At 32.2% G+C, this 25,403-nt stretch carries 27 protein-coding genes; 12 read left to right on the top strand and 15 right to left on the bottom strand.

Translation table 11 applies throughout. From position 1 onward, the window contains the following. Positions 1 to 9: 9 nt before the first annotated feature. A complete protein-coding gene (locus N5E64_RS04200) occupies positions 10 to 2,259 on the top strand; it encodes a multicopper oxidase domain-containing protein (protein WP_280035901.1) in 2,250 nt (749 codons plus the stop codon). A gap of 77 nt (positions 2,260 to 2,336) precedes the next feature. Here N5E64_RS04200 and N5E64_RS04195 read toward each other — a convergent pair whose 3' ends face one another. From N5E64_RS04195 to N5E64_RS04185, 3 genes are read right to left on the bottom strand one after another with little or no spacing between them, the layout of a single operon-like run. Beyond that, positions 2,337 to 2,915, bottom strand: a complete 579-nt coding sequence (locus N5E64_RS04195; RefSeq protein WP_280035899.1) for a TlpA disulfide reductase family protein — start codon at positions 2,913 to 2,915, stop codon at positions 2,337 to 2,339. Positions 2,916 to 2,917: 2 nt separating this feature from the next. Beyond that, on the bottom strand, positions 2,918 to 3,892 hold the full coding sequence (locus N5E64_RS04190; protein ID WP_244958022.1) for a TQO small subunit DoxD: 975 nt from the start codon (positions 3,890 to 3,892) through the stop codon (positions 2,918 to 2,920). A 51-nt stretch (positions 3,893 to 3,943) separates the two neighbouring features. Then, entirely contained in the window at positions 3,944 to 4,306 is a 363-nt protein-coding gene (locus tag N5E64_RS04185; RefSeq protein ID WP_125350607.1) for a hypothetical protein, read from the bottom strand. A gap of 85 nt (positions 4,307 to 4,391) precedes the next feature. On the opposite strand from N5E64_RS04185, the gene N5E64_RS04180 reads away from it, so the two are divergent. Genes N5E64_RS04180 through N5E64_RS04170 form a run of 3 tightly spaced genes read left to right on the top strand, consistent with a single transcriptional unit; the run spans position 4,392 to position 7,040 of the window. After that, positions 4,392 to 5,396, top strand: a complete 1,005-nt coding sequence (locus N5E64_RS04180) for an iron ABC transporter permease (RefSeq protein ID WP_280035895.1) — start codon at positions 4,392 to 4,394, stop codon at positions 5,394 to 5,396. Further along, complete coding sequence (locus N5E64_RS04175; RefSeq protein WP_280035892.1) at positions 5,393 to 6,382, top strand: ABC transporter ATP-binding protein; 990 nt, start codon at positions 5,393 to 5,395, stop codon at positions 6,380 to 6,382. The genes N5E64_RS04180 and N5E64_RS04175 overlap by 4 nt, the downstream gene beginning before the upstream one ends. Further along, positions 6,351 to 7,040, top strand: a complete 690-nt coding sequence (locus N5E64_RS04170; RefSeq protein WP_114999363.1) for an SDR family oxidoreductase — start codon at positions 6,351 to 6,353, stop codon at positions 7,038 to 7,040. The genes N5E64_RS04175 and N5E64_RS04170 overlap by 32 nt, the downstream gene beginning before the upstream one ends. A gap of 365 nt (positions 7,041 to 7,405) precedes the next feature. On the opposite strand, the gene N5E64_RS04165 is transcribed toward N5E64_RS04170, so the two are convergent. Next, positions 7,406 to 7,546: a T9SS type A sorting domain-containing protein gene (locus N5E64_RS04165; RefSeq protein ID WP_280035889.1), complete on the bottom strand. Its 141-nt coding sequence runs from the start codon at positions 7,544 to 7,546 to the stop codon at positions 7,406 to 7,408. Here N5E64_RS04165 and N5E64_RS04160 point away from each other — a divergent pair. Next, on the top strand, positions 7,510 to 7,788 hold the full coding sequence (locus N5E64_RS04160) for a hypothetical protein (RefSeq protein WP_280035967.1): 279 nt from the start codon (positions 7,510 to 7,512) through the stop codon (positions 7,786 to 7,788). The two genes, N5E64_RS04165 and N5E64_RS04160, sit on opposite strands and share 37 nt — an antisense overlap. Before the next feature lie 90 nt (positions 7,789 to 7,878). Here the strand turns inward: N5E64_RS04160 and N5E64_RS04155 are convergent, their stop codons facing one another. From N5E64_RS04155 to aroB, 4 genes are read right to left on the bottom strand one after another with little or no spacing between them, the layout of a single operon-like run. Further along, complete coding sequence (locus N5E64_RS04155) at positions 7,879 to 9,249, bottom strand: MATE family efflux transporter (protein WP_280035888.1); 1,371 nt, start codon at positions 9,247 to 9,249, stop codon at positions 7,879 to 7,881. 9 nt (positions 9,250 to 9,258) lie between these two features. After that, on the bottom strand, positions 9,259 to 9,645 hold the full coding sequence (locus N5E64_RS04150) for a hypothetical protein (protein ID WP_125350120.1): 387 nt from the start codon (positions 9,643 to 9,645) through the stop codon (positions 9,259 to 9,261). A gap of 46 nt (positions 9,646 to 9,691) precedes the next feature. Next, positions 9,692 to 10,228: a peptide-methionine (R)-S-oxide reductase MsrB gene (gene msrB, locus N5E64_RS04145; protein WP_125350119.1), complete on the bottom strand. Its 537-nt coding sequence runs from the start codon at positions 10,226 to 10,228 to the stop codon at positions 9,692 to 9,694. Next, positions 10,216 to 11,268 (bottom strand): 3-dehydroquinate synthase, encoded by a 1,053-nt coding sequence (gene aroB, locus N5E64_RS04140; protein WP_084106957.1) that lies wholly within the window; start codon positions 11,266 to 11,268, stop codon positions 10,216 to 10,218. The genes msrB and aroB overlap by 13 nt, the downstream gene beginning before the upstream one ends. A 161-nt stretch (positions 11,269 to 11,429) precedes the next feature. On the opposite strand from aroB, the gene N5E64_RS04135 reads away from it, so the two are divergent. The 7 genes from N5E64_RS04135 to N5E64_RS04105 all read left to right on the top strand — a co-directional run bounded on the left by N5E64_RS04135 (position 11,430) and on the right by N5E64_RS04105 (position 19,319). Next, on the top strand, positions 11,430 to 12,584 hold the full coding sequence (locus tag N5E64_RS04135) for a GlmU family protein (protein ID WP_038336997.1): 1,155 nt from the start codon (positions 11,430 to 11,432) through the stop codon (positions 12,582 to 12,584). Positions 12,585 to 12,713: 129 nt separating this feature from the next. Next, the gene (locus N5E64_RS04130) at positions 12,714 to 13,751 is read left to right on the top strand and encodes a PLP-dependent cysteine synthase family protein (protein ID WP_038336998.1); all 1,038 of its coding nucleotides are present in this window, start codon (positions 12,714 to 12,716) and stop codon (positions 13,749 to 13,751) included. Between the two features lie 93 nt (positions 13,752 to 13,844). Continuing rightward, positions 13,845 to 15,104, top strand: a complete 1,260-nt coding sequence (locus N5E64_RS04125; RefSeq protein WP_038336999.1) for an aminotransferase class I/II-fold pyridoxal phosphate-dependent enzyme — start codon at positions 13,845 to 13,847, stop codon at positions 15,102 to 15,104. 162 nt (positions 15,105 to 15,266) lie between these two features. Beyond that, entirely contained in the window at positions 15,267 to 16,337 is a 1,071-nt protein-coding gene (gene serC / locus N5E64_RS04120; RefSeq protein ID WP_038337000.1) for a 3-phosphoserine/phosphohydroxythreonine transaminase, read from the top strand. A gap of 87 nt (positions 16,338 to 16,424) precedes the next feature. Beyond that, positions 16,425 to 17,375 (top strand): D-2-hydroxyacid dehydrogenase, encoded by a 951-nt coding sequence (locus N5E64_RS04115; RefSeq protein WP_114999386.1) that lies wholly within the window; start codon positions 16,425 to 16,427, stop codon positions 17,373 to 17,375. Between the two features lie 33 nt (positions 17,376 to 17,408). Continuing rightward, positions 17,409 to 18,656: a DUF1015 domain-containing protein gene (locus N5E64_RS04110; protein WP_114999388.1), complete on the top strand. Its 1,248-nt coding sequence runs from the start codon at positions 17,409 to 17,411 to the stop codon at positions 18,654 to 18,656. 3 nt (positions 18,657 to 18,659) lie between these two features. Beyond that, positions 18,660 to 19,319 carry a YggS family pyridoxal phosphate-dependent enzyme gene (locus N5E64_RS04105; RefSeq protein ID WP_280035881.1) on the top strand — a complete coding sequence of 220 codons (660 nt, stop codon included), beginning with the start codon at positions 18,660 to 18,662 and terminating at the stop codon, positions 19,317 to 19,319. Between the two features lie 86 nt (positions 19,320 to 19,405). Here N5E64_RS04105 and N5E64_RS15775 read toward each other — a convergent pair whose 3' ends face one another. From N5E64_RS15775 to N5E64_RS04075, 7 genes are all read right to left on the bottom strand, one after another. Next, positions 19,406 to 19,558 carry a RidA family protein gene (locus tag N5E64_RS15775; protein ID WP_125350124.1) on the bottom strand — a complete coding sequence of 51 codons (153 nt, stop codon included), beginning with the start codon at positions 19,556 to 19,558 and terminating at the stop codon, positions 19,406 to 19,408. A gap of 221 nt (positions 19,559 to 19,779) precedes the next feature. Next, positions 19,780 to 22,188 (bottom strand): TonB-dependent receptor domain-containing protein, encoded by a 2,409-nt coding sequence (locus N5E64_RS04100; protein ID WP_280035880.1) that lies wholly within the window; start codon positions 22,186 to 22,188, stop codon positions 19,780 to 19,782. A gap of 125 nt (positions 22,189 to 22,313) precedes the next feature. Then, the gene (gene ric / locus N5E64_RS04095) at positions 22,314 to 23,030 is read right to left on the bottom strand and encodes an iron-sulfur cluster repair di-iron protein (RefSeq protein ID WP_280035879.1); all 717 of its coding nucleotides are present in this window, start codon (positions 23,028 to 23,030) and stop codon (positions 22,314 to 22,316) included. A gap of 58 nt (positions 23,031 to 23,088) precedes the next feature. Next, positions 23,089 to 23,865: a class I SAM-dependent methyltransferase gene (locus tag N5E64_RS04090; RefSeq protein ID WP_038337006.1), complete on the bottom strand. Its 777-nt coding sequence runs from the start codon at positions 23,863 to 23,865 to the stop codon at positions 23,089 to 23,091. 65 nt (positions 23,866 to 23,930) lie between these two features. After that, positions 23,931 to 24,371 carry an Rrf2 family transcriptional regulator gene (locus N5E64_RS04085; protein ID WP_038337007.1) on the bottom strand — a complete coding sequence of 147 codons (441 nt, stop codon included), beginning with the start codon at positions 24,369 to 24,371 and terminating at the stop codon, positions 23,931 to 23,933. Positions 24,372 to 24,444: 73 nt separating this feature from the next. Next, positions 24,445 to 24,897: a hemerythrin domain-containing protein gene (locus N5E64_RS04080; protein ID WP_038337008.1), complete on the bottom strand. Its 453-nt coding sequence runs from the start codon at positions 24,895 to 24,897 to the stop codon at positions 24,445 to 24,447. Positions 24,898 to 25,034: 137 nt separating this feature from the next. Continuing rightward, the gene (locus N5E64_RS04075; protein WP_280035876.1) at positions 25,035 to 25,328 is read right to left on the bottom strand and encodes a hypothetical protein; all 294 of its coding nucleotides are present in this window, start codon (positions 25,326 to 25,328) and stop codon (positions 25,035 to 25,037) included. Positions 25,329 to 25,403: the final 75 nt, after the last annotated feature.

The raw sequence follows: 25,403 nt of genomic DNA, 5'->3' as shown, positions 1-25,403 counted from the left end.
ATCATTCACATGAGGAAATTACTTTGTTTATTTATTGTTCCATCAGCGATTGCTTTGCATGCGCAAAAACGTGTGGAATACGATTTATATGTACGTGATACCATTGTTAATTTTTCTGGAAAAGAGAAAAGAGCAATCTCAGTAAATGGTCAAATTCCGATGCCTACTTTAGAGTTTACGGAAGGCGATACAGCGGTAATTCGAGTACATAATAAATTGAATGAAGATACTTCGTTGCATTGGCACGGCGTGTGGTTGCCGAATAAGGAAGATGGAGTTCCGATGTTGACGCAGATGGGAATCAAACCTGGTGAAACGTACACGTATTCATTTCCGATTATTCAGAACGGAACGCATTGGTACCACAGTCATTCGGGGTATCAAGAACAAATCGGGATGTACGGTTCGATGATTTTGAAGAAACGCGAAAATGATCCTACGTTCCGAAAAGGAATTGATGATTTACCTACAATTCCTGTGATGTTGAGCGAATGGACAGATCTTAATCCAAAAAATATTCAACGAATGTTGCACAATGCAAACGATTGGGCGGGAATCAAAAAAGGTTCTACGCAAAGTTATGCTGAAGCAATTCGTGAAGGTCATTTCAAAACAAAAATTACCAACGAATGGAAACGTATGCTGGCAATGGATGTAAGCGATGTTTATTACGAAAAATTCTTGATAAATGCGCAGAATGAAAGTCAACTGAAACAATTCAAAGCTGGTGATAAAGTACGTTTACGAATTTCGAACGGTGGTGCATCCACTTATTTTTGGTTGCGTTATGCAGGTGGCAAAATTACGGTTGTAGCAAATGATGGAAATGACGTAGAACCTTTAGAAGTTGATCGTTTGATTATTGGCGTTTCCGAAACCTATGATGTTGTAGTTACAGTTCCTGAAGGTGGTTTATCGTATGAATTTCAGGCTACTTCTGAAGACAGAACGGGTTCGGCTTCGTTGTTCATTGGTGATGGAAAGAAACAATTGATGGAACCACTTCCAAAATTGAAGTATTTTGAAGGAATGAAGATGATGAACGACATGATGAATATGAACGGAACAATGAACGATATGGGAATGAAAATGAGCTTACAGCAAATGGACATGAACACCGTGATGTATCCTGAAATTTCTGGCGAAGCGAAAAAGAAATCCAAAAAATCAAAGAAAGATTCTGTTGAAAATCATTCAGAAATGGTTGAAATGGATCATTCTTCGCACGGAAATACATCCTCAAACATTACCACTTTAAATTACGGAATGCTAAAATCACCTGAAAACACAACACTTCCGAAAGATGCTCCAATAAAAGAAATGCGTTTCGAATTAACAGGAAATATGAATCGTTATGTGTGGAGTATGGATAACAAAGTGTTTTCGGAATCGGATAAAATTCCAGTCAAAAAAGGTGAGATTCTGCGTATTACCTTATATAACAATTCGATGATGCGTCACCCAATGCATTTACATGGTTTCGATTTTCGTGTCATTAATAAAAATGGTGAATATTCTCCGCTGAAAAACGTGTTGGATATTATGCCGATGGAAACAAATGTCATCGAATTTGAGGCAAATACAGAAGGTGATTGGTTTTTCCATTGTCATATTTTGTATCACATGATGGGCGGAATGAATCGCGTTTTTGAGGTTGGAGATTATCAAAATCCTAATTTACCAAATAAAAAACATGCTTATAAAATGTTGCAAATGGAAAGTAATATGAAGCATGTTATGGTAGAAAATGATTTCGCTACAAATGGTTTAGATGGTATGTTGATGGTGCAAGATGCACGTTGGGCTTTTACTTCGGAGTGGGGAATTGGTTACAAACCAGAACACGGTTATGAAGTAGAAACACATTTGGGACGTTTTATTGATCGAAATCAATGGTTTCAAGTTTTTGTAGGTTTTGATTGGAATCAACACAAAATGTTAACAGACCACGGAATTGTAGAAAAGAATATTTTTGGTCAAAAAACAGATAGAAACAAAGGATTATTCAGTGCTGGTTTTGTGTATAAATTACCAATGTTAATTGATTTTCAGACCGAAATTTATCAAACAGGAAAAGTTCGTTTGCAACTGATGAGAGAGGATATTCCAATTTCAAAACGAGTTCGCGCTGGTTTTATGTGGAATACAGATAAAGAATATATGGGCGAGTTGAGCTATATCTTGAACAGAAATATGCACATCAGAACTCATTACGATAGCGATATGGGATTCGGTGTAGGATTGAGGTTAGTTTATTAGAAATATAAATAGTATAAAACATAAAAAGCTTCGAGAATTTTCTTGAAGCTTTTTTATGTTTTATAATTCTTGAATGATTAATTCATCGCTTTCAGCTCATTTAAAAAATCGACGATATCCTGTCCAGAATAATCCGCCATTCCCATTGTTGTATGTGCAATATTTCCTTTCTTGTCTAAAATAACAGTTGTTGGTAAAGAACCGTTAAAAAACTCAGTTGGAATAGATGAATTTGGGTAAACTACAGGCAACGATAATTTTTTACGTTCCATAAATTTTGCCACTTTATCACGTTTTCCTTCCACTTCAACCGTCAAAATAACGATGTCTTTGTCATCTTTTACTTTGTCATACAATTTTTGAATTGATGGCATTTCCGCAATACAAGGAGGACACCAAGTAGCCCAAAAATTCATGAAAACAACTTTACCTTTCAAATCTTCCATGTTGATTGCTTTTCCATCAGCATACACCATTTCGAATGTATAATTCGCTTCAGATTTTGGTTGAGTTGTTGGTTCAACTTTTTCTAATTTCGGTTCAAATAAGCCTAATTTCATTAAACCTTGTTGCATCATTGCTTTTGCTTCTGGCACAAAAAGTAAGACCAAAGCCAGCGCTCCTATGATAATTGTTGAATAATTTCTTTTTAACATTGCTATAAATTTGTTATTGTTTGTTCCCATTGTAATCCGCTTATATCGGTTAAAACTACTTTGTGAATTTTGTCTGAAATATCAAAATTCAGATTTGCTTTCGCACCCAAAGGTAACACCAAACTGTGTTTGTGCGGTGTAACTTTTGCTACATAATAATTCGAAATTTGTTGTTTGTCCAAATTTGATAACTCTTTCATATCCAAACTTTCAATTATTTCATTTTGATGATTATGAAAATCGATTTGAATCAAAAAAGAGCCATAAACATCCGCGCCTTCTATTCGCATTACATCAAATGAAACCTTGTTTTGATGTTGTTTTAAATTTGAGATTTCTACTTTTGGTTTGACAGATTTATTGTGCAAAGTTCCGTAAACTCCACCATGAAAAACCTGATTTGTAAACAAAGTAACGAATAAAATAAAAAAACTAAAACCTATAAAATAAGGTCTATATTTTTGGAATGAAATCGAATTCCAATTATTTTCTTGTTGAATAAATTGGTTTTTATTGAAGAAATAATCCAACGAAATTTTTCCAGAACCAGCCTGAAATAGCGTAAAACCTCCAGCTAATCCTAAAACACCAATTTGCCATTCATCCAGACAAGTTGTACCAATCCAGCCCGAACCAAGTAAAATTCCCATTGCCAAAAAGAAAACGGCAATACTCATGATTCGTGTTTTGTAACCAAGCATTAAGAGTAAGCCTACAACGCCTTCTACAATGGTGAAAATCCACATGTTCCAAAGTAAGGCTTCAGGATTTTCGACTAAATATTGAATAAGTGGTTTGATGAAAAGGGCATTTGGTAAAAAATGATTGAATTTTTCGCCAATATAACCCGCAGCTTCTGGATCAAGTTTATTTTCTAAAATTAAACGCCTCCAAAAGGCAGAAAAGTACGTCCAACCAATGACTAAACGTAACGCCAATACAGCATTACCCATTGATAAAACAGATTTATTTTGCATGAATTTTTATATAAGTGATTGAATATTGTTGTCTAAATTAATTGTGAAAAATTAAGATATCAACGAATATTTCAATTGCTTATACAACAGATAAAAAGGTATTTTTGGTGATTGAATTTCATTCGAATCAATATCTTCTTCAATTAATGAAGAACGTGCTAACCCAATGAAATGAATCGGTGAATTTGGTAAATCGAAATTCGGAACATCAAGATTCTTTGTTGATTTTTTAATAGTTTCAAACTTAACAACAGAACATGAATTCGAATGATTTTGATTGATTTTGACTTGAGAAGTTTTTGTTTGATGAACATTTTCTACTTCCAAAATCGTATGAATAGAAGCTTTGATGCTACATGGCGTAAGTAGCACAAAAATCGAAGAGATAATTAAAATGAAACTTCTAAAATTCATGAAACGAAACTAATCATTAATTTTCAATAAAAACCAATTCACAATTAAACTTTAAGAAATTATTAGAATTTCTATCTTTGTCTTGATGAAAGAAAAACTACTATTTTTTGTTTTAATAATTCTAACACTTTTACTTTTCGTTTTGAGTTTAAGTGTTGGAAAAGTCTCGATTTCTTTCACCGAAATTTTTAATGTATTTTCTGGTCATTCAGACGAAATGTTGCATAATCTTGTCCTTAATTTTCGTTTACCAAAATCATTAACTGCTTTATTGGTTGGTATTTCGTTGCCAATTTCAGGTTTTTTAATGCAAGAATTATTTAAAAATCCGTTGGCAGAACCTTCTGTTTTGGGAATAACTTCGATGGCAAGTTTAGGCGTTGCTATTGTTATTTTTCTTTTTTCGATGATTGGTTTAGAAGAATTTCTTAACAATCCTTGGATTACAATTATTGCTTCATTTTTAGGCGCAATTGTCGCGTTGTTTTTGGTTATTTCATTATCATTTCGTGTTAAATCATCTGTATCTTTGGTGATTATCGGATTTATGGTTGCAGGTTTAGCAGGTGCATTAATTGGCATGATGCAATATTTTGCTCCTTCCGATAAAATAAAAACGTATTTAGTTTGGGGATTTGGCTCATTAAGCGGATTGTCTTGGGAACAATTAGGCGTTTTTGGTTTATTTATTTTGAGCGGAATTATTGTTTCATTATTTACTTTACGTGGAATTACAGCCTTATTATTGGGCGAAAAATATGCACAATCATTAGGAATTAATATCAAAAAATTACGTTTCACGATTTTAGTTTCGACAGCTTTATTAACGGCATCTGCTACGGCTTTTGCAGGACCAATTAGCTTCATTGGATTGGCAGTTCCACATATTTGTAGAACATTATTACGAACAGGTGATATGAAAATTTTGTACCGATGGATTTTTGTTTCTGGAATATTTTTTATGTTATTATTTTCGATTTTGACAGAAGTTTTTCCGTTTGGAACATTACCAATTAATATTATTACAGCATTATTTGGAGCGCCGATTGTCATTAGTATTTTGTTGAATAATAAAAATGAAGTGCGATGAAAAATACCGTTTTGAAATTAGAAAATGTTTCAGTTGGATATGGTTCAAAAGAAATTGTTTCGGCTATAAATGCGACTATAAATTCGAATGAATTAGTTGCTGTTTTAGGAAAAAATGGAGCAGGAAAATCAACATTGATTAATTCTATTTTAGGTTTTCAGAAAACATTGAATGGAGAAATTTATTTAGAAAATAAGCCAATCAAAAAATTATCTTCTCAAGAAATTGCACAGCAAATAGCAGTTGTTTTACCACGTTTGTCGATTGTTCCAAAAATCAAAGTTTCGGAATTGGTTGCCATGGGACGTTTGCCTTATCACAAGGTTTTGAAAAAGATTTCTAACGAAGAACAAAACTTAATTGATGAGGTTTTAGAATTGGTTGGAATTACAAATTTAGCAAATCAATTTGCGAATGAAATCAGTGAAGGTCAATTGCAATTGGTGATGATTGCGCGTGCGTTGTGTCAAGATGCGAAATTGGTTATTTTGGATGAGCCAACTTCTAATTTAGATTTAGCGAATCAATATCGTATTTTCAATTTGTTGAATGAATTAAAATTGAAAACAGATAAATCGTTTTTGATGATCACACACGAAGTTGATTTTGCATTGGAAAAAGCGGATAAAATTTGGTGGATTGAAAATGGAAACCTTTTTGAAAATATTTCAGAACAAATGGCTTTTGAGCATCAAATTATTCAAAAATTATCCAATCAAAATTTAACGTATGATGAAAAAAATAATCGCTTTTCAACGCAAAAATCATTTTCTAAAACGATTGGTGTAAAAGGAAATTCGGAATTAGCTTTTTGGGTGAAAAATGCCTTAATTCGAAATGGAATTTCTGTAGAAAATAATGCGGAAAATCATATTGAAATCACAGAAAATAACATCATCTTTGAAGGAATAAAGTTTGAAACGATAGAAGAAATTGTAAATTTTGTACAACACTATGAAAAATATAATTGTAACGGGAGCGAGTAGAGGAATTGGTTTTGAATTGGCAAAACAACATTTGGAATTAGGAAATCGAGTGTTGACAGTCTCTCGAAATGTAGATAAATTGAAGGAATTAACAGCTTTTGCAAAAGAAAATCAATATCAGTTTATCGGTGTTGATTTGGCTAATTTTGATGAGATTTCAGATGTTTTGAAAGCAGTGGAATCTTGGAATAAAGTAGATGTTTTGTACAATAATGCGGGAGTTTGTATCAACAAACCATTTATAGAAATGCAACAAGAGGATTTGTTAACTTCTTGGCAAATTAATTTTATGGCACCATACCGATTGATACAAGTTTTGATGCCAAAATTTGATACATCTTCTCATGTAGTTAATATTTCGACAATGGGAGCTGTACAAGGTTCGGTGAAATTTCCTGGTTTGTCTGTTTATTCGTCTTCAAAATCTGCAACGGTTAATTTGACTGAATTGTTAGCAGAAGAATTAAATGAACTTGGTCCAAGAATAAACGCAGTGGCGTTAGGAGCGGTGCAAACAGAAATGTTAGAAGAAGCGTTTCCGGGATATATTGCGCCTTTACAACCAGATGAAATGGCCGAATATTTGGTTGATTTTGGATTGAATGGTTGGAAATATTTTAACGGAAAAATTCAACAAGCTTCTATTTCTACGCCTTAAGAAAAATAGAATTTAGATAAATTGTAAAAGTCGCTCTTGTGCGACTTTTTTTATATCTTGTAATAAATTAACATTTTATGAGATATTTAATCGCGATGATAGCTTTAATAGCTACGGTTTTTAGCTGCAAAAAACCTTGATTTTAATTATCAATGTACAAACAATTAAAAACAGACTTGTTTGTAATAAACCGAGGACTCGGGTAAGGTAAAACAACTATGTTTGTAATAAACTGAGGACTCGGGTAAGGATAAACAGACTTACTTTGGAAGAATGCCTACGAAGTTATATACATCCAACTCTAATAAAAAAGGTCGTCTTTCCAGACGTCCTCACACAAAGAGACAAATAAAGTACTCAAAACTTTATTTCAAAACTATTTTTTTCGTTTCAACTTTATCGGCAGATTGTACTTTTACGATGTAAACTCCAGCCGAAAGTTTACTTAATTGTATTGTTTTATTTGTAAATGATGAAGTTGGTTGATAGCTTTCTTGATGTACCAATTAGTATAAAAGAAAACGAAGATGATGTTGAATATCCGATTTATAAGGATTTTAATAAGATTAATTCGCAAAAATCTGAATTTGTAAAATATATCAAAGATTATAAAGAAAATCCAGAAGTTATCACTGGAAAAACAGGAGAAAATGTAAAGATTGATCAAGAAAAAAATCTTAAAAAGAAAGAAGAATTAAAGAAACTTAATAACTCTATCGAGAGAGATTTACAGTTTAATATTAAATAATTTTAGCTTGATAGAACTCGTTTTTCTAAAATTTATTTCAACGGAAAAATTCAACAAGCTTCTATTTCTACACCTTAAGAAAAATAGAATTTAGATAAATTGTAAAAGTCGCTCTTGTGCGACTTTTTTTATTGATTCAAAAACTCGTTTTCTAAAAATATACATCAATGGAAAACTGCGTAAAAACATCCAAATTCCAAATGCAATCCAAATTCCATAAATATTTAAACCAAAGTAATCTGCAAGATAAATGGTTGGTAGAAACCCAAGAAATGTTGCGATAATTAAGTTGTTTCGCAAGAGTTTTGCATCGCCCATTCCCTTGAAAAATCCATCAAAAATATAAGCCAATGTGTTGATTGGTTGCATTAATAAAACCATCCAAAATACAGAATTGAAAATGATCAAAACATTTGGATCTTGATTGAAAATTTGCCCAATTTGATTATAAAAAATGAAACAAATCGCAATTAAAATACACGCAATTAAAACTGAATATTTGGAAATATCTTTGCTTAAAATCCAAAGTTTAGGATAATTTCGTTCACCTTGTAAACGACCTGCCATCGCATTTCCTGCACCTGCATATCCGTCAATAAAAAATGAAAAGAACAACCAAATATTCATCAAAATACTTTGCGCGGCGATATAATCTTTTCCATAATCGGTAGCGTAAGAATTGGCAAGAAAAAATGCAACATTCAACGAAGCTGTTCGCAAAATAAAATTGAAACTTAAACTGACATATTTCTTAAAAAGTGGATGAATGTTTTTTCCTGGATTTAATCCAAATGAAGTTTTCGTGAAATAGTAGTAAAACGCCATAATTACCATAATCAATTGTGCAATCAAACTTGCATAAGCAGCGCCTTTGATATGATAAGCAGGAATTATCCCATTTACTCCAAAGATTAGAATATAGTCTAAAAAGACATGAACAAATGCAGCTGCTAAACTACATTTCATTGCCCAAACGGTGTTTTGCATTCCTCTAAATGCTCCAAAAAGAGTGAGCGAAATAAGTGTTAATGGAAAACCAAATGCTCTGATTTTGTAATAATCTACTGAAAATTGAAGAACCAAATCTTTTGCATTGTACAATTCGAATAGATTTTGTGCAAAAAAATACGTTGGTATAAAGATGAGTAAACTCAAAAATAGATTGAAATACAACGCTTGCGGAACTAAAGTTTTGAGACTTTCCAATTTATTTGCTCCAAAACTTTGCGAAACCAAAGACGAAATAGAGGTTTTGGTTTGGGCAACAATCCAGATAATTCCTGAAAGAAAAGAACCAACTAAACCAGTCGCAGCAAGTGCTTCAACCGAATATTCTTTTACATTACCCACCATCGCAATATCGGTTAAGGTAATAAGAGATTCGGCAATTCCCGAAAAAATCGCAGGAATAGCTAATTGATTAATTTGTTTGAACGTAATTTTATCCGAAACCAAACTCATTTCGAATAATTATTTTTTTACGCGTTTGTAAGGCGGTTTGTTTTTGATGATTTGATTCAACATAAATAAGGTAGTTCCGACCAATGTGAAATAACCTAAAAGTGGTAAGCCAGGAATGTGATAATCGTTGTATTTGAACATGAAAATACATGCTAAATATCCAGCGAAAATCAAATAATAAATTACTTTTTTGAATGATCCGTATGTAAATTTTCCACGAATATATTCAATCAAATTCAACAGAATTAATAAGAAATAAAAGCCGAAAAAGATATAACGCAATGGGTTAATTGGACGATCGGTAGTTCTTATATTCACCATTAAATTGTAATTGTAAACACCGTTATAAATTAATAACAATAAGATAAGAACGATAATTATACGAAGTATTTTCATAAAGTATTTTTGCATTAAAAAAAGCTGTCGAAACAGCTTTTTGATTTTATTTTACAGGTTTGAAATCTAACGAAAGCGAATTCACACAATAACGTAAACCAGTTTCTGTAGGTCCGTCATCAAAAACGTGTCCTAAATGGCTTCCACAATTTCCGCAAAGAATTTCTGTTCTCTTCATTCCGTGCGAAGTGTCTACGCGTTCTACAATTTTACCTTCTTTTATTTCTTTGTCAAAACTTGGCCAACCACAATGTCCATCAAACTTAGAAGAAGAAGAAAACAATTCTTCTCCACACGCATTACATGTATAAATTCCGTTTTCGAAATGCATGTTGAATTTTCCTGTAAAAGGACGTTCTGTTCCAGCTTCTCTTAAAACATAATATTCTTCAGAAGAAAGTTCTTTTTTCCATTCTTCGTTTGACTTATTGATATTGAATTGAGGTTTTTCGTTCATCGTAACAGTGTTTGAAGGTTGTTCTACTTTAGCATCTTCTTTCTTGTGTTGAGATGTACAAGCAGCCATAAGGCTCATTATTAATCCAACAACAAAAAAAGAAGTATATTTTTTTAGGCAATCCATTGATTATATTTTTCAAAAGCTTGTCTGATTTCTTCTTCAGTACAAACTACATCATAACGACAATTTCCAATCTTGTTGATCAAACTAAAGTTGATTGAATTGTTTTGATTTTTTTTGTCGTGTTTCATCCATTCCATTAAGTTCGGAAAAATTTTCATATCAATTGTATTTAATGCATACATTGACGAAAAACTTTCGCAAACCTCTTCCACATCAGCTTTAGAAATTAATTCTTGATCATAACTAAGGAATGTCTCAATAATCATTCCGATTACAATTGCTTCTCCATGTAAAAGCGGAAAATCAGTTTCTAAGGATTCACTTTCGATGGCATGACCAATTGTATGACCAAAATTTAAAATTTTGCGTTCACCTTTTTCATACGGATCATTGTCAACCACATTTTCTTTGATATGAATAGAATCCATGATAAAAGGCGCTAAAGCTTCAGCATCGTGCGAAGGTAATTGCACCAAATTATCCCAATGATCACGATTTTTGATTAAACCATGTTTCAACATTTCTGCCAAACCAGATTTTACTTGACGTTGTTCTAATGTCAACAAAAATTTAGGATCAACTAACACCATTTCTGGCTGTGTAAATGTCCCGATCATGTTTTTCATTCCTTCTAAATCAATTCCATTTTTTCCACCAGCAGAAGCATCAACTTGCGATAATAAGGTAGTTGGAATGTTAATAAATTTGATTCCACGCTTGAAAGTAGAGGCCATAAAACCTCCCATATCCGTTAAAACTCCACCACCAACATTGATAACTAATGAATGACGATCTGCACCCAATTCGCTTAATGCTAACCAAAGATTGGTTACAGTATCGATGTTTTTATTTTCTTCTCCAGAGTCAATTTCAAGGATTTCGTAAGCAGAAATATTGTCCAAATCGGCTAATAATAGCGGTAAACAATGCACATGAGTGTTCTCATCTACCAAAAAGAAGATAGAAGAAAAAGTGTTATTTGCAAGGTAATCGTCTAATATATATGCGATTGAACCAAAATGAATCGGAGCTGATTTCAAAATGAAAAATGTTTTTAAAATGTGCCTAAAATTACGACGACCTTTTTACATCAACCAAATATTTTGAATGATTTATTTTAGGAGGGCTGTCGATAGAATCTATATTGATATTATCGACTTATAAAATAATTATTTTTAAATTTGCACAAATTCATAGATCAATGAACATAGTTCTTTTTGATGGCGAAGAATGGGAAGATTTTTTGCCCCTAACATTTACAAGACCTGTAGCTGCCCTAAGAATGGGGATATTGAGTTTTGCAGAACGTTGGGAAAAAATACTAAATACAGAGGTTTCTTATCAAACGAAACCTTATTTGCAAGAAAAATTTCCTGCTAAACTTCAAACAGAAAATACATTTATCAACCCAACTTTTTTTCCGAATGAAAAATTAATTGAAGCGATAAAGAATTTAAAACCAAACCAAACCCTAATTTTTGACAATCAACTTGTAGCAGTTAAATCAACTGAAGAAACTCCAAAAATCACATCAGATATTATTCAATTTGAAGATGAAGTAATTCATCTACAACATTCTTGGGATCTGTTTACTTACAATTTCCAGGCAATTGAATTTGATTTTGATTTGGTGACAAAAGGAAGAACTTCTCAATCAATATCTACAACCAACCAAGTTTTAGCTCCTGAAAAAATATTTATTGAAGAAGGTGCGAAAGTTGAATTTTCTATTTTGAATGCATCAGAAGGTCCAATTTATATTGGAAAAGATGCCGAAATTATGGAAGGTTCTATGATTCGTGGCGGATTAGCTTTATGCGAGCATGCAAAAATAAATATGGGTGCAAAAATATATGCTGGTTGTACGATTGGTCCTTTTTGTAAAGTTGGTGGTGAATTAAATAATTCAATCCTAATAGCATATTCAAATAAAGGACATGATGGGTTTTTAGGGAATTCTGTAATTGGAGAATGGTGCAATTTAGGCGCGGATACAAATAACTCAAACTTGAAAAATAATTATGCAGAAGTAAAGTTATGGAGTTATAACCAAAAAAGATTTGTAAAAACAGGTTTGCAATTTTGTGGTTTAATAATGGGCGATTATGCTAAATCTGCAATCAATACACAATTTAATACTGGTACAGTTGTTGGAGTTTGTGCGAACGTTTTTCAATCAGGTTTTCCACCAAATATGATTAAACATTATAGTTGGGGTGGACAATCAGACGCTCCTGTTTTTAATTTTGATAAAGCTTGTGAAGCTGCAGAAAAAATGATGGAAAGAAGAAAAATTGCTTTTACACTTGCTGATAAAAGAATTTTAGAACATATTTTTAATTTAAATAATAACTAATTTAATAACGAGTAAATCATAAGAATTTAAGTTTAAAATTGTAATATGATTAATTTTACGTGTTAATCTTTTAACAATTAATTAAAAAATCCTTAATTTTGCTTTTTGTTAGAAAAGAATATTTGTGAAATGACTGGTAAATATAAAAACGTTTTAGAGTTAATTGGAGATACTCCATTAGTTCAGTTAAACAGAATTAACCAAGACATTCCAGGCGAAGTTTATGCAAAGTTAGAATGTTACAATCCTGGACATTCAACAAAAGACAGAATAGCTTTACATATTATAGAAGAGGCTGAAAAAAATGGTCTATTAAAACCTGGTGCTACGATTGTAGAAACAACTTCAGGTAACACTGGATTTGCTGTAGCTATGGTGGCTATCGTAAAAGGGTACAAATGTATCTTAGCGGTATCGGATAAAACAAAGGCAGAAAAGATTTCATTCTTGAAAGCGATGGGAGCAAAAGTATTTTTGTGCCCTGCGAATGTACCTGCTGATGATCCAAGATCATATTACGAAGTAGCAAAACGTATTGCTGCGGAAACGCCAAATTCTCTTTATATTAATCAATATTTTAATCAAGGGAATACAGAAGCTCACTATTTAACAACAGGTCCTGAAATCTGGAATCAAACAGAGGGTAAAATTACTCACCTAATCGGTTGTACAGGTACAGGAGGAACTTTGACAGGTAGTGCACGTTATATAAAAGAGCAAAACCCAGATGTGAAAATCATCGGAGTTGATGCTTATGGATCAATATTGAAAGGTTATCACGAAACTGGAAAAATTGATCAGAATGATATCTATCCTTACAGAATCGAAGGAATGGGAAAAAATTTAGTTCCTGGAGCTTTAGATTTTGAAATGGTTGATTCTTTTATCAAAGTGACAGACGAAGAAGCTGCTTATCGTACAAGAGAAATTGCTTTGAAAGAAGGAATTATGGCAGGATATACTTCTGGTGCTGCAACACAAGCATATAAACAATTGGCTGAAGCTGGAGAATTTGACGAAAATTCTTTAGTTGTAATTTTGTATCCAGACCATGGTTCGCGCTATATGACAAAAGTTTTTAGTGATGATTGGATGGCAGAGCAAGGCTTTACAAATAGCAGACTCAATGGTTTAGAAGCTCGAGCAACAGTCGAAAGAATTAAATAATACGTATATTTGTAAAAATTAAATATTTAAAGTAGGTAGTGTTCGTTCACTTTCTACTTTTTTTCAATTAATAAAAAATTAAACTATAATAAAATGGACATTTTTGAACGTTTAAAACAGAACCCTGGACCATTAGGTCAATTCGCTGATTATGGTGAAGGTTATTATGTTTTTCCACAGTTAAAAGGAGAAATTGGACCCGTAATGGAATTCCAAGGTAAAAAAGTAATTACTTGGTCAATCAATAACTATTTAGGTTTAGCTAACCATCCAGAAGTTCGTAAAGCTGATGCTGATGCGGCAGCTGAATATGGTATGGCTTATCCAATGGGAGCTCGCGCAATGTCTGGACAAACAGATTTTCACGCACAATTAGAGCAAGAATTGGCTGATTTTGTTCAAAAAGAGTCTGCTTATTTAATGAATTTTGGATACCAAGGAATGGTATCTACAATTGATGCTTTAGTGTCTAAAAATGATGTAATCGTTTATGATGCTGAATGTCATGCTTGTATCGTGGATGGTGTTCGTTTACACTTTGGTAAACGTTTTATTTATCAACACAATAACATCGAAAGTTTCGAAAAAACAATTATTCGTGCACGTAAATTAGCCGACAAACAAGGAGGAGGAATTTTAGTGATTACAGAAGGTGTTTTCGGAATGACAGGTAAGCAAGGTATTTTAAAAGAAATTGCTGCTTACAAAGACGAATACAAATTCCGTTTATTAGTTGATGATGCACATGGTTTTGGTACTTTAGGTAAAACTGGAGCTGGAGCTGGAGAAGAGCAAGGTTGTCAAGATGCAATTGATATCTATTTCTCTACTTTCGCAAAATCTATGGCTGGTTTTGGAGCTTTTATCGCTGGAAATAAAGATATTATCCGTATTTTAAAATATAACTTACGTTCTCAAATCTTTGCAAAATCATTGACAATGCCAATGGTAATCGGAGGTTTAAAACGTCTTGAATTATTACGTTCTCAACCTGAGCTTAAAGACAAGTTATGGCACAATGTAGAAAAAATTCAGAAAGGTTTACAAGAAAGAGGGTTTGATATTGGAGGTTCTAACACATGTGTTACGCCAATCGTATTGAATGGTTCTCCTATCGAAGCGACTGTATTGGCAAAAGAAATGCGCGAAGAATATGGTATTTTCGTTTCTGTAGTAGTTTATCCAGTTATTCCAAAAGGAATGATTATTTTCCGTATTATTCCAACTGCTGCTCACGAAGACGAACACATCGAATATACGTTAAACTCATTTGCTGAGATTAAAGATAAATTAGCTGACGGATATTACAAACGCAAAGCAGAAGAATTGAATGTTGATTTTGTTCAATACTAAAATAAATATTCAATCAAATAATAGAAAAACCCTAAACTGAATTAGTTTAGGGTTTTTTGTTTGTATTCTGTTCAAAAGTAAAGTAATTATTCACTTTTTTCCATATTTGATTTACTATATTTGTTTACAAATTAGACACACAAACACACAACAATTTTAATTATGAAAATTCACAATTTTAGTGCAGGACCATGCATTTTACCACAAGTTGTTTTCGACAAAATGGCTCAAGCTTGTTTAGATTTCAACAATTCAGGAACATCAATCTTAGAAATTTCTCACCGTCGCAAAGATGCGGTAGAAGTAATTGATACAGCAAGAGCGTTGGTAAAAGAATTGATGAATGTTCCAGAAACACATGACGTAGTTTTTATGCAAGGTGGAGCTTCATTGCAATTTCCTACTGTAGCTTACAATTTATTGAAAGAAGGCGGAAAAGCAGCTTATACACAAACAGGAAAATGGGCAGAAAATGCTATCAAAGAAGCGAAGCGTTTCGGAGAAATCGAAGTTATTGCTTCTTCAAAAGATCAAAATTATAGTTATATTCCAAAAGGATATACTGTTCCTTCAGATGTTGATTATTTCCACTGCACATCAAATAATACCATTTTTGGAACACAAATGAAAGAGTTTCCAAATTCTCCAGTTCCAATAGTTTGTGATATGTCTTCGGATATTTTATCTCGCACAATTGATGTTTCTAAATTTGGTGTAATCTATGCTGGAGCCCAAAAAAATATGGGACCTGCAGGTTCTGCTGTTGCAATCGTTCAAAAAGATTTATTAGGTAAAACGGGACGTAATATTCCCGATTATTTAAACTACGAAACACATATCAAAAAAGAATCATCGTTTAATACGTGGCCAGTAATTGCAATTTACGGTGTCATGTTAAATTTACAATGGTTAAAAGAGCAAGGTGGAGTAGAAGCGATTGCAAAAATTAATACTGCAAAAGCAGATGCAATGTATGCTGAAATTGATCGTAACGGATTATTTACAGGAACTGCTGCAACAGAAGATCGTTCTCAAATGAATGCCACTTTTGTCTTAAATAACGAAGATTTCAAAGCTGATTTTGATGCAATGTTAAAAGAAGCTGGAGTTGTTTCTTTGGCTGGTCACCGTGATGTTGGTGGATACCGTGCGTCTATGTACAATGCTTTACCATTAGAATCTGTTCAAGTTTTGGTAGAAGTAATGAAACAATTTGAACAAAAATTTGGTTAATCAGCAGACATTAGATGCTAGATATTAGTATTGAGAAATATATTATCTAACATCTAAAATCTCACATCTTAATTCTATAATAATAACATGAAAATATTAGCAAACGATGGAATTTCTAAGGCAGGAATAGAAGCTTTAGAAGCAAAAGGTTTCGAAGTAATAACTGCTCACGTAGCACAAGAACAATTAGAAAATTATATCAACGAAAATGGAGTTGAAGTACTTTTAGTGCGTTCTGCGACTAAAGTTCGTCAACCTTTGATTGATGCGACAAATCTTAAAATTATCGGTCGTGGAGGAGTTGGTATGGACAATATCGATGTTGCTTATGCACGCGAAAAAGGAATTCAGGTGATTAATACGCCAGCATCTTCTTCTCAATCTGTAGCAGAATTTGTAATTGCGCATTTGTTTTCTATCGTTCGTAATTTACACCAAGCCAATCGTAATATGCCTTTAGAAGGAGATTCTAACTTCAATGGATTGAAAAAAGCTTACGCAAAAGCAATCGAATTGAGAGGAAAAACAATGGGTGTAATCGGTTTTGGCCGTATCGGTGTAGAAGTGATTCGTGAAGCGATTGGTTTAGGAATGAATATTTTAGTGTATGATAAATTCCCAGCAACACGTGACATTGAATTAGAATTTTTTGATGGTCAAAAATTAACGTTTACCATCACTTCTGTTGATTTTGATGAAGTCATTACAAAAGCAGATTTCATTTCGCTGCATGTTCCAGCACAAGATGGATATATTTTGGGTGAAAAAGAATTTGCAAAAATGAAAGATGGCGTGATTGTAATTAATACGGCTCGTGGTGGAGTAGTTGACGAGCGTGCTTTGGTTGATGCAATTGAAGACGGAAAAGTTGCTGGAGCAGCCTTAGATGTTTTTGAGAATGAGCCAACACCAGAAATGGGCTTGTTGATGAACGAATCTTTGTCATTATCTCCTCATATTGCAGGTTCTACGAATGAAGCGCAGGACAGAATTGGAACTGAATTAGCTTCGCAAATCGTTGAGATTTACGGAAAATAATTTTGAGTTTCATTCTATCTAAAACTATTCAAAATGCCTCAATTTAAACCATTCAAAGGAATTCGACCTACAGAAGAAACTTCTCAAGAATTTGTGACGCTTGCCGTTAATCAATATTCGAAAGAAGAATTGGATTATTATATCAATAACAGAGAAAACTCTTTTTTGCATATTATTTTGCCAACTTGGGACGAAACGATTCAAGATCCGAAAGAGAAATTCAGAAAAGTTCGTGAGAATTTTGAGGATTTTATTTCGAAAAAAATATTAACGCAAGACAAGTCGTCTTTTTATATTTATCAAGTCATACAGCCTGATGGACGCGAAACAAAAGGACTTTTAGGCTTGGTGAATATTGATGATTATCGTCAAAATAAAATAAAAAAGCACGAAGAAACTTTGGAGCGTCGTGTGGAATTATTTGCTGATTATTTGAAAGAATCTCATTTCCATGCGGAACCTGTTTTGTTGACCTATAAACCTGCTCAACGTGTAGATTTGTTGATTGATACGGAAATGAAACGCAAGCCGATTCTGAAAATAGAAGAAGAAAACGGAACGCAACATTTGTTGTGGAGAGTTGATAATCGTTTAAATTTAAAACAATTAAAAGATTCAATCGAAAAATTAGACGAATTGTATATTGCAGATGGACATCATCGTATGGAAAGTTCGGAGCGATACACAAAATTTGCGATTGAAAATTCGAAAGATGAAGTCTATGGTGATGAAGCGTTTAATTATACGTTAGCACTTTTAGTTTCGAATGAAGATTTGATTATCAATGATTATAATCGATTAATTAAAGATTTAAACGGCTTAACTCCAGAAGTGTTTTTAACTGCTTTAGAAGCTGATTTTGAAATTATTCCGAAAGGTGATGAATTAGTTGTGCCAACCAAAAAACATCATATTGTGATGTATTTAGATGGTCAATATTATAGTTTATATGTCAAAAATAATGTATTAATGACAGAAGGTTTAAGCGAATTGGATACTTATATTTTCGAAGAAAATGTGATGAAACCAATTCTAAATATTCAAGATTCTAAAAAGGATAAACGCATTCATTACGAATGTGGTACGCGCAATAGAGAAGGAGTAGAAGCGCTTAAAAATAAAGTTGATCATCACGATTATATTGCAGCTTTTGCTTTTTATCCAGTGGATGTGAAGGATTTGCAATTGATTGCGGATTTAGGGCTTAAAATGCCACCAAAAAGTACATATATCGAACCAAAACCATTAAGCGGTTTTGCTGTATTTGATTTGAAAGAATAAAAAATGAGTATTCAAGAAAATTTAAAAACAATCGAAGCTACAATTCCTGCTCATGTGATATTGGTAGCGGTTTCTAAGACAAAACCTGTGGAGGATTTGCAAGAAGCTTATGCGGCTGGAATGCGAGATTTTGGTGAAAACAAGATTCAAGAAATGTGCGATAAATACGAAGTTCTTCCAAAGGATATACGTTGGCATATGATTGGTCATGTGCAAACCAACAAAGTGAAGTATATGGCGCCTTTTGTGCATTTGATACATGGTGTTGATAGTTTAAAATTGTTGAAAGAAATTCACAAACAAGCCGAAAAAAATAATCGCGTAATTGATGTGTTGTTGCAACAATTTATAGCAGATGAAGAAACAAAATTTGGCTTGGATGAAGAAGAAATTCAACAGATAATGCAAGAAGAAATTCAGCATTTACCAAATGTTCGCGTAGTTGGATTGATGGGAATGGCAACGTTTACGGAAGATGAAAGTCAGATTCATGAAGAATTCCGTTCTTTAAAATCTAACTTTGATTCATTGAAATCTATTTATCAAAACATTTCTATTTTATCAATGGGAATGTCAGGAGATTATCAAATCGCGATAGAAGAAGGCAGTACAATGGTTCGCATTGGGAGTTCGATCTTTGGACATCGTAATTATTCGATTTAACAGAATATTATTGCAATACAAAACCCCTGAAATTTATGTTTTAGGGGTTTATTATTTATACAACAATTTCTAAAAAGGTAAAGTGTTTAAATTGACATTTCCACCAGAAATACATGGTTTTTATCGCTATTAGCTTCATGTAATATCGTTTCGATATTTTTAAAAACTAAGTTAGTTTGCTCTAAAATTGTTAACAGAATTTTTTTGGTTTCGCAATCTATTGGTAATTGACCAGAAATAGAATTCCATTATTCTATACATTGTGAGTAGTGTCCATTTGCAATTGGTATATTTTCTGTTTGAATAATTTTCTTATTGGTTTTAAATATATCTTTATATCAAGATATATTACAAGTATATCCAAATTAAAAAAACTATTGATAGAATTGGATCAATAATCATTATAAAAAAATAAAACCTGAACAGATTTGTTCAGGTTCTATTCATTCAGGAATAAATTTTAACCATTTCCTCCACCGCCTCCGCCGCTTTGTTCTTGGTTAGATTTTGAGCGTTCTATATTAAATTGTTTTCCGAAATTGTAACTAATTCCAATACGATACATTCTGAAAGCTTGATTAACTCCCATATTTGTTACGTTGTTAGACGTACTTGTGTAAGTTCCATTTTTATTTTCGAAAAGGTTAGAGATATTTGCCGAAAGTTGTAATTTCTTTTTAAATACCATTGCTCTCATACCAATGTTATGACGCATAAAATCTCCAAATTTGTCTAATCCATCTGTACTTTTTGTATAATATGAATAAGTGTAATTAGCAAAAAGTGTTTTCTTTTTATTTAAATCTAAATTATTTGTAATTCTAAATTCCCCATTCATTCCGTCTAATGTATAATTCATTTCAGGAATTTTACTGGTTGTTTTACGATAGAAAACATCTGCCGAAGCATTTACTTTCCACCATTTATAAGGTTTTACGTTGATGTTTTCACTTAAACCAATACTATATGTTTTTCCAATATTATAAGGCTTAGAAAGTGTAATCTTGGTATCAGGATCCATGATGCTTACTTGTTCAAAAAGATCATTCGCATTGCGGTAATACAAACTTGTTACCAATAAATCTTTATACGCATGCTCTAACTCGAAATTATTCGAATTAGAAGGCGTCAAATTTGGATTTCCTTCTGAATAATTATACTCATTTTGTTTCGTTCTTCTTGGATTTAAATACCAAATAAATGGACGATCTACACGACGACTATAGTTTAATGTAAACGAATGATTTTCCGATGATTGATACATCAAATAAGCGGTAGGATATAAGCCGTCATAAGTTTTTTCGTAATTATTTTTCGGATCTTCCATAATGCTTTTCACTTGTGCATGCTCATAGCGTAACCCAACTTTTCCTGTCAGCTTTTCACTCAATTGTTTTTCTACCGAATAATACAATGCGTAGACATTCTCTTTGTAATTGTATTTGCTTGCAAAATCGGTATCTTCATGGAAATTATCATTCGGATTAAGTTTTAAAAATCGTTGATTTTCCGCTTCATCTGTTGCCCAACGTAAACGCGTTCCATAATTCATTTTCCACGAATTAACAGGATGCTCCATATCGATACTTGCATTGAATCGGTTTGAAGAGCCGTCATTTAAGCTGTAATTATTTTCGTATTTACCTGGAATTTCTGCCCAATTAGGATCAAATTCGTTACTGATATTTTTGTTATTGCTATCGTTTCCGTTATTCGAATAGTCAAAATCGAATGTTAACTTTTTACCTTCCGTTTTGAATTTTTTGATGATATGGTAATTTAATCCCAAATAATTCCAATTCCATTTTCCACCATCCCAATTCGTCGTCATATAACGATTTGTTTTGTTGTTCACTAAATCGAAAATATCAATGACTGAATTTCCTTTACTTTCTCCTTTACCATCTGAAATATCTAAATTGAAACCTGTAATTAAGTTGTCATTGATTTGATAATCAATACCAATTCGACCACCATAATAATTGTTCTCATTTTTATTAATTCCGTCCGAAGTCCATTTTTGATCTGGATATAAAGTTGTGTTTTTACTTTTAACATACCAATTTCCTTTACCACTATAAATATTAGAGGTTAATGTCCATTTTCCTTTGCGGTAATTGATATTCCCGTTCAAATTGAATCCACCGTATTTTTGCTGGTTGTATGAAGTCGAAATAGAACCATTCAAACTTTCTTGTTTTGCATTTTTCAATACAATATTGATGATTCCACTGTTTCCTGTCGCATCGTATTTGGCTGGAGGATTTGTAATGACTTCAATTTTTTCAATATCTTCTGTTCGAATGGTTTTTAGATAATTTGACAATTGTTCACTGCTCATTTGCATTAATCGGTCATTAATCATGACACTTACCGAACCTTTTCCAATAATCGAAATTACATCAGTCGCTTCTTCCACCTTAATACGAGGAGCAAGCTTCAAGGCATCTAAGGCATTTCCACCTTTTGCACCTTCTGCTTGATCGACATTGAAAATTAAGCGATCTACTTTCTTTTCAACCAATTTTTTTTGTCCTGTTACAACGGCTTCCGTTAAGGTTACATTTTCAGTTTTTGGAACTAAAATAACACCTAAATCAGCATTTTTTGTAACTTGTAGCGTAACTGAATGTAGTGTAACACCCGCTTCTTCTATCTTGAACGTATATGAACCTTCTTCCAAAACGACTGAGAAATATCCATTTTCGTCTGTAGAGATTTCATCTACAATTTTATCTCCTTGCAAAATCACAACATCTGCTAAAGCAACAGGCGTTTGATTGGTATATTGTATAATTCCTTTTACTTCTTGTTGTGCATAGATCTGAATTGCTGCAACACAAATAATTGGAAGAAAGTATTTTTTCATATTATAGGGTTATTTACAAATAAGACGCAGGACTGTTTGAAAAGTTACATGCCTAAATGTGAAATAATTCTTAAAATAATGAAGAAAGAAAATCCCAATAAAATTTTATTGGGATTTGATTGAGATTAATTAAGTTCTTTTTCTAATTGAATAGATTTTGGAAATAGAATGTTGTTTTCGATGTGAATATGAGTATGCAAATCATTCTCGAATTCTTCTAACATTGCATAGGTCACGCGATAAGTGTTACACGCATCTGCTGGTGGAGTGTAATGATTGGTAAGTTCTGCAATCCTTGCAAAACGATCACCTTCTGCGGTATGTTCATGTTCCATCATGTGAACTGGATTTTCAACTGTACCAAAATGAGGAACTTCTAATTCTATTCCTCTTTTCTTTGCATGAGTCATTTTTTTGATAAATGGAAAAAGAATTAATTCTTCTTTTTTTAAATGAGCACTCAAATCTTGAGCTGTTTGATTAAATAAAGCGTTTATTTCATAAAGTACTGGATGTCTTTCACCATGAACTTTGCATAATTTGTCTAAGAATGCTAATAGAATTGGAGTTTTTTCTTCCACATAAGCATGGTGAGTTTTTTCCACATATTCTACCAATAAATCCAATGGCCAAGATTTGAAATCGATGTTATTATTCGATTGATTTGGAATATTTTCTAATTCGTTGTAAATCGTTTCGGCATCGACAGTTTTGTCTTTACACGCATCTTCGATTGTTCTTCCTCCACGGCAACAAAAATCAATTCCATATTTTTTGAAAACTGCAGCAGTTCTAAAATCTTCTGCAACCATTTCTCCTATTAAGTCTGTTCTAGTGTTCATAATAAAATACTTTTATATCCTTTATTAATTTAAATTTTTTTTGAGCCTTTTAGCATTATTATTTTTTCTTTGCAATCATGACAAAAGCACACAAATGTTCTTCGTATTTTTTGAAAACTTTCTTCATTTTTATTACTCTTTCTCTCACTTCTGTTTGAGTTGCAATATTTTTTATGATAGTTAAAAACCCTGAAAATCCTTCATCATCAATTAATCTTGAAGGTTCAAGCAGGCGCATTTCAGCTGTTTTAATTTCAATAATTTCGAAACCTTCTTCTTTTACAAGAATTTTCCATTCTTCAACTGTTAATGGTCTTGCATTAACATTCATCGTAATTGCAAGCTCTTTTTGAATGTTCTTTTTGATTTCATCTGAAATATTATTCGGTTTTAATGCTAATTCATGAATTGCATAGTATCCATCTTTTTTTAGAACACGATGAGCTTCTTTTATGATTTCACTTTTACGATGATTGGCATGCATCGTTAGCATAGCTTCTCCAAAAATTTTAGTTTGAGAACAGTCATCAAGTCTTGTGTCAGCAGCATTTCCTAATTGAAAAACAGCTTTTTGATTATCAAATTTTTGATTTAAATTCTCGATAATTTTTTCGTCTAAATCAATTCCAATGTATGATGTTGGCTGTTTGTCAAGTACAATAGAAGTGGTATAACCAAGCCCAGGAGCAAATTCTACAATCGCATCATTTGTATTGATATCTAACAATTCAACCATTTCATTTGTCAACTTTTTTCCTCCAGGTCTTAGTACTTTTTTTCCTATTTTAGCAAGGAGCCAATGTCCAGACATTTTATCAATTGTATCATTTTTCATTTGAGTAAGTTTTTTATTTTCAATTGAAATAAAAAAGACTTTTTTATCTTTTATTAAGGTAAATTTTATTCTAAATTTAATTTTAGAAATACTTCTTGCGAATCTAATTTCTCAACCAATTGGTTGATAGTAGTTGTTTCTAATAAATGCTTTAAAGTATTTCGTATTTCTTTGAATTGCTGATGCAAAGGACAAGGATTTTTTTCTGAACATCGTTTTAGTCCAAGTGCACAACCACTAAAAATTTTATCTCCATCAAAATGTCTAACAATTACAGCCAACGAATTTTTCATATATTTTTCATCGAGATGAAAACCACCATTTGGTCCTTTTGTAGACTGTAAAAGATTTTTTCGAACCATTTCTTGCAAAATTTTTGCAATAAAATATTCAGGAGAATCAATTCCTTTCGCTACATCTTTTATTCCAACTCGATTTCCGTCTTTGGTTTGCTGTGCGATATAAATTACTGCTCTAACGGCGTATTCACAAGTTTTTGATAACATTTACAATTCTTTTACACTACAAATATACATCATTTCTTCAATAAAAGAGTAAAAGGTGTTTTATTAATTCTAATTATTTCCAAAATTCGTCTTCAAAATTATCAAATGGTTTTGTGTGCGAGTTTTCTAATCTTTTACCTATTTGTTTCAAATCACTTTCATCAAGATTTTCTTGTAAGTAAGGAAACCATTCACGTTCCTCGAATCGAATATGATTTTTTAATAAATGAGCAAATTTTTCTACTATTGATTTCTCTGGATGTTGAGCAATCTTTTGTGCTAAAACCTTTAATTCTTGATGTTCGGTTTTAATTTGTTGGTTGTATGTTTCGTTTGAATAGGGAAAAATAATCGTTTCTTCATGTTTAAAGTGCTCAGAAAGATGATTGTTCCAAAAATATTCAACATAAGATGCAATTCGTTCTAATGCAATATTTTTAAAGAAACCTTGTTCAATTTTCCAACTACAAAGCAATCCAAAATGATGATCCTTTGATAAAACGACAATGTGTTCACTTCTTTTCATAATTAACTGTTTTTGTGAATTAAAGTTATGACAATTTTCAATAAAATTCTTTTTAGTATTCTATTTTAAAATTTAGACGTATTTCAGATCTTTTTTAGGTTGACATAAATGGAAAAGTATTCAATAAAAAAATCATTCTAATTTCCTGCTATTGGACTACCGAAAACTCCGACAGCTAATTCAGTCCATATTAATAAACCAATGAGTAAAACCATTATGCAGAAAAAGATTTTATTTTGTAAACGGTTAGTCAGTTGTAGAATGTAGTTTATCGTTAATCCAATAACCGAAAGTAAAATAAATGCAATAATAAAATCAAATAAACTCCAGTTGACTTCATTTGTAAATTGCATAGCAATTAGTGGAATTGTTATTATTAGACCAATTATTCCAAAAATTAAAGATTGTTTAAGGTGCATTTTTGTATTCATAACTAACTATTTATTGAAATCACTTTGAGAAATAAAGTAATAAAATAAAAATGAGATTAAAAAAAAATAGTTTAA

It is taken from the genome of Empedobacter sp. GD03739 (assembly GCF_029843245.1).
GTDB lineage: Bacteria > Bacteroidota > Bacteroidia > Flavobacteriales > Weeksellaceae > Empedobacter > Empedobacter falsenii_B.
Note: the sequence above shows the minus strand (reverse complement) of the source record. Positions and strands in the feature narration are given on the sequence as shown.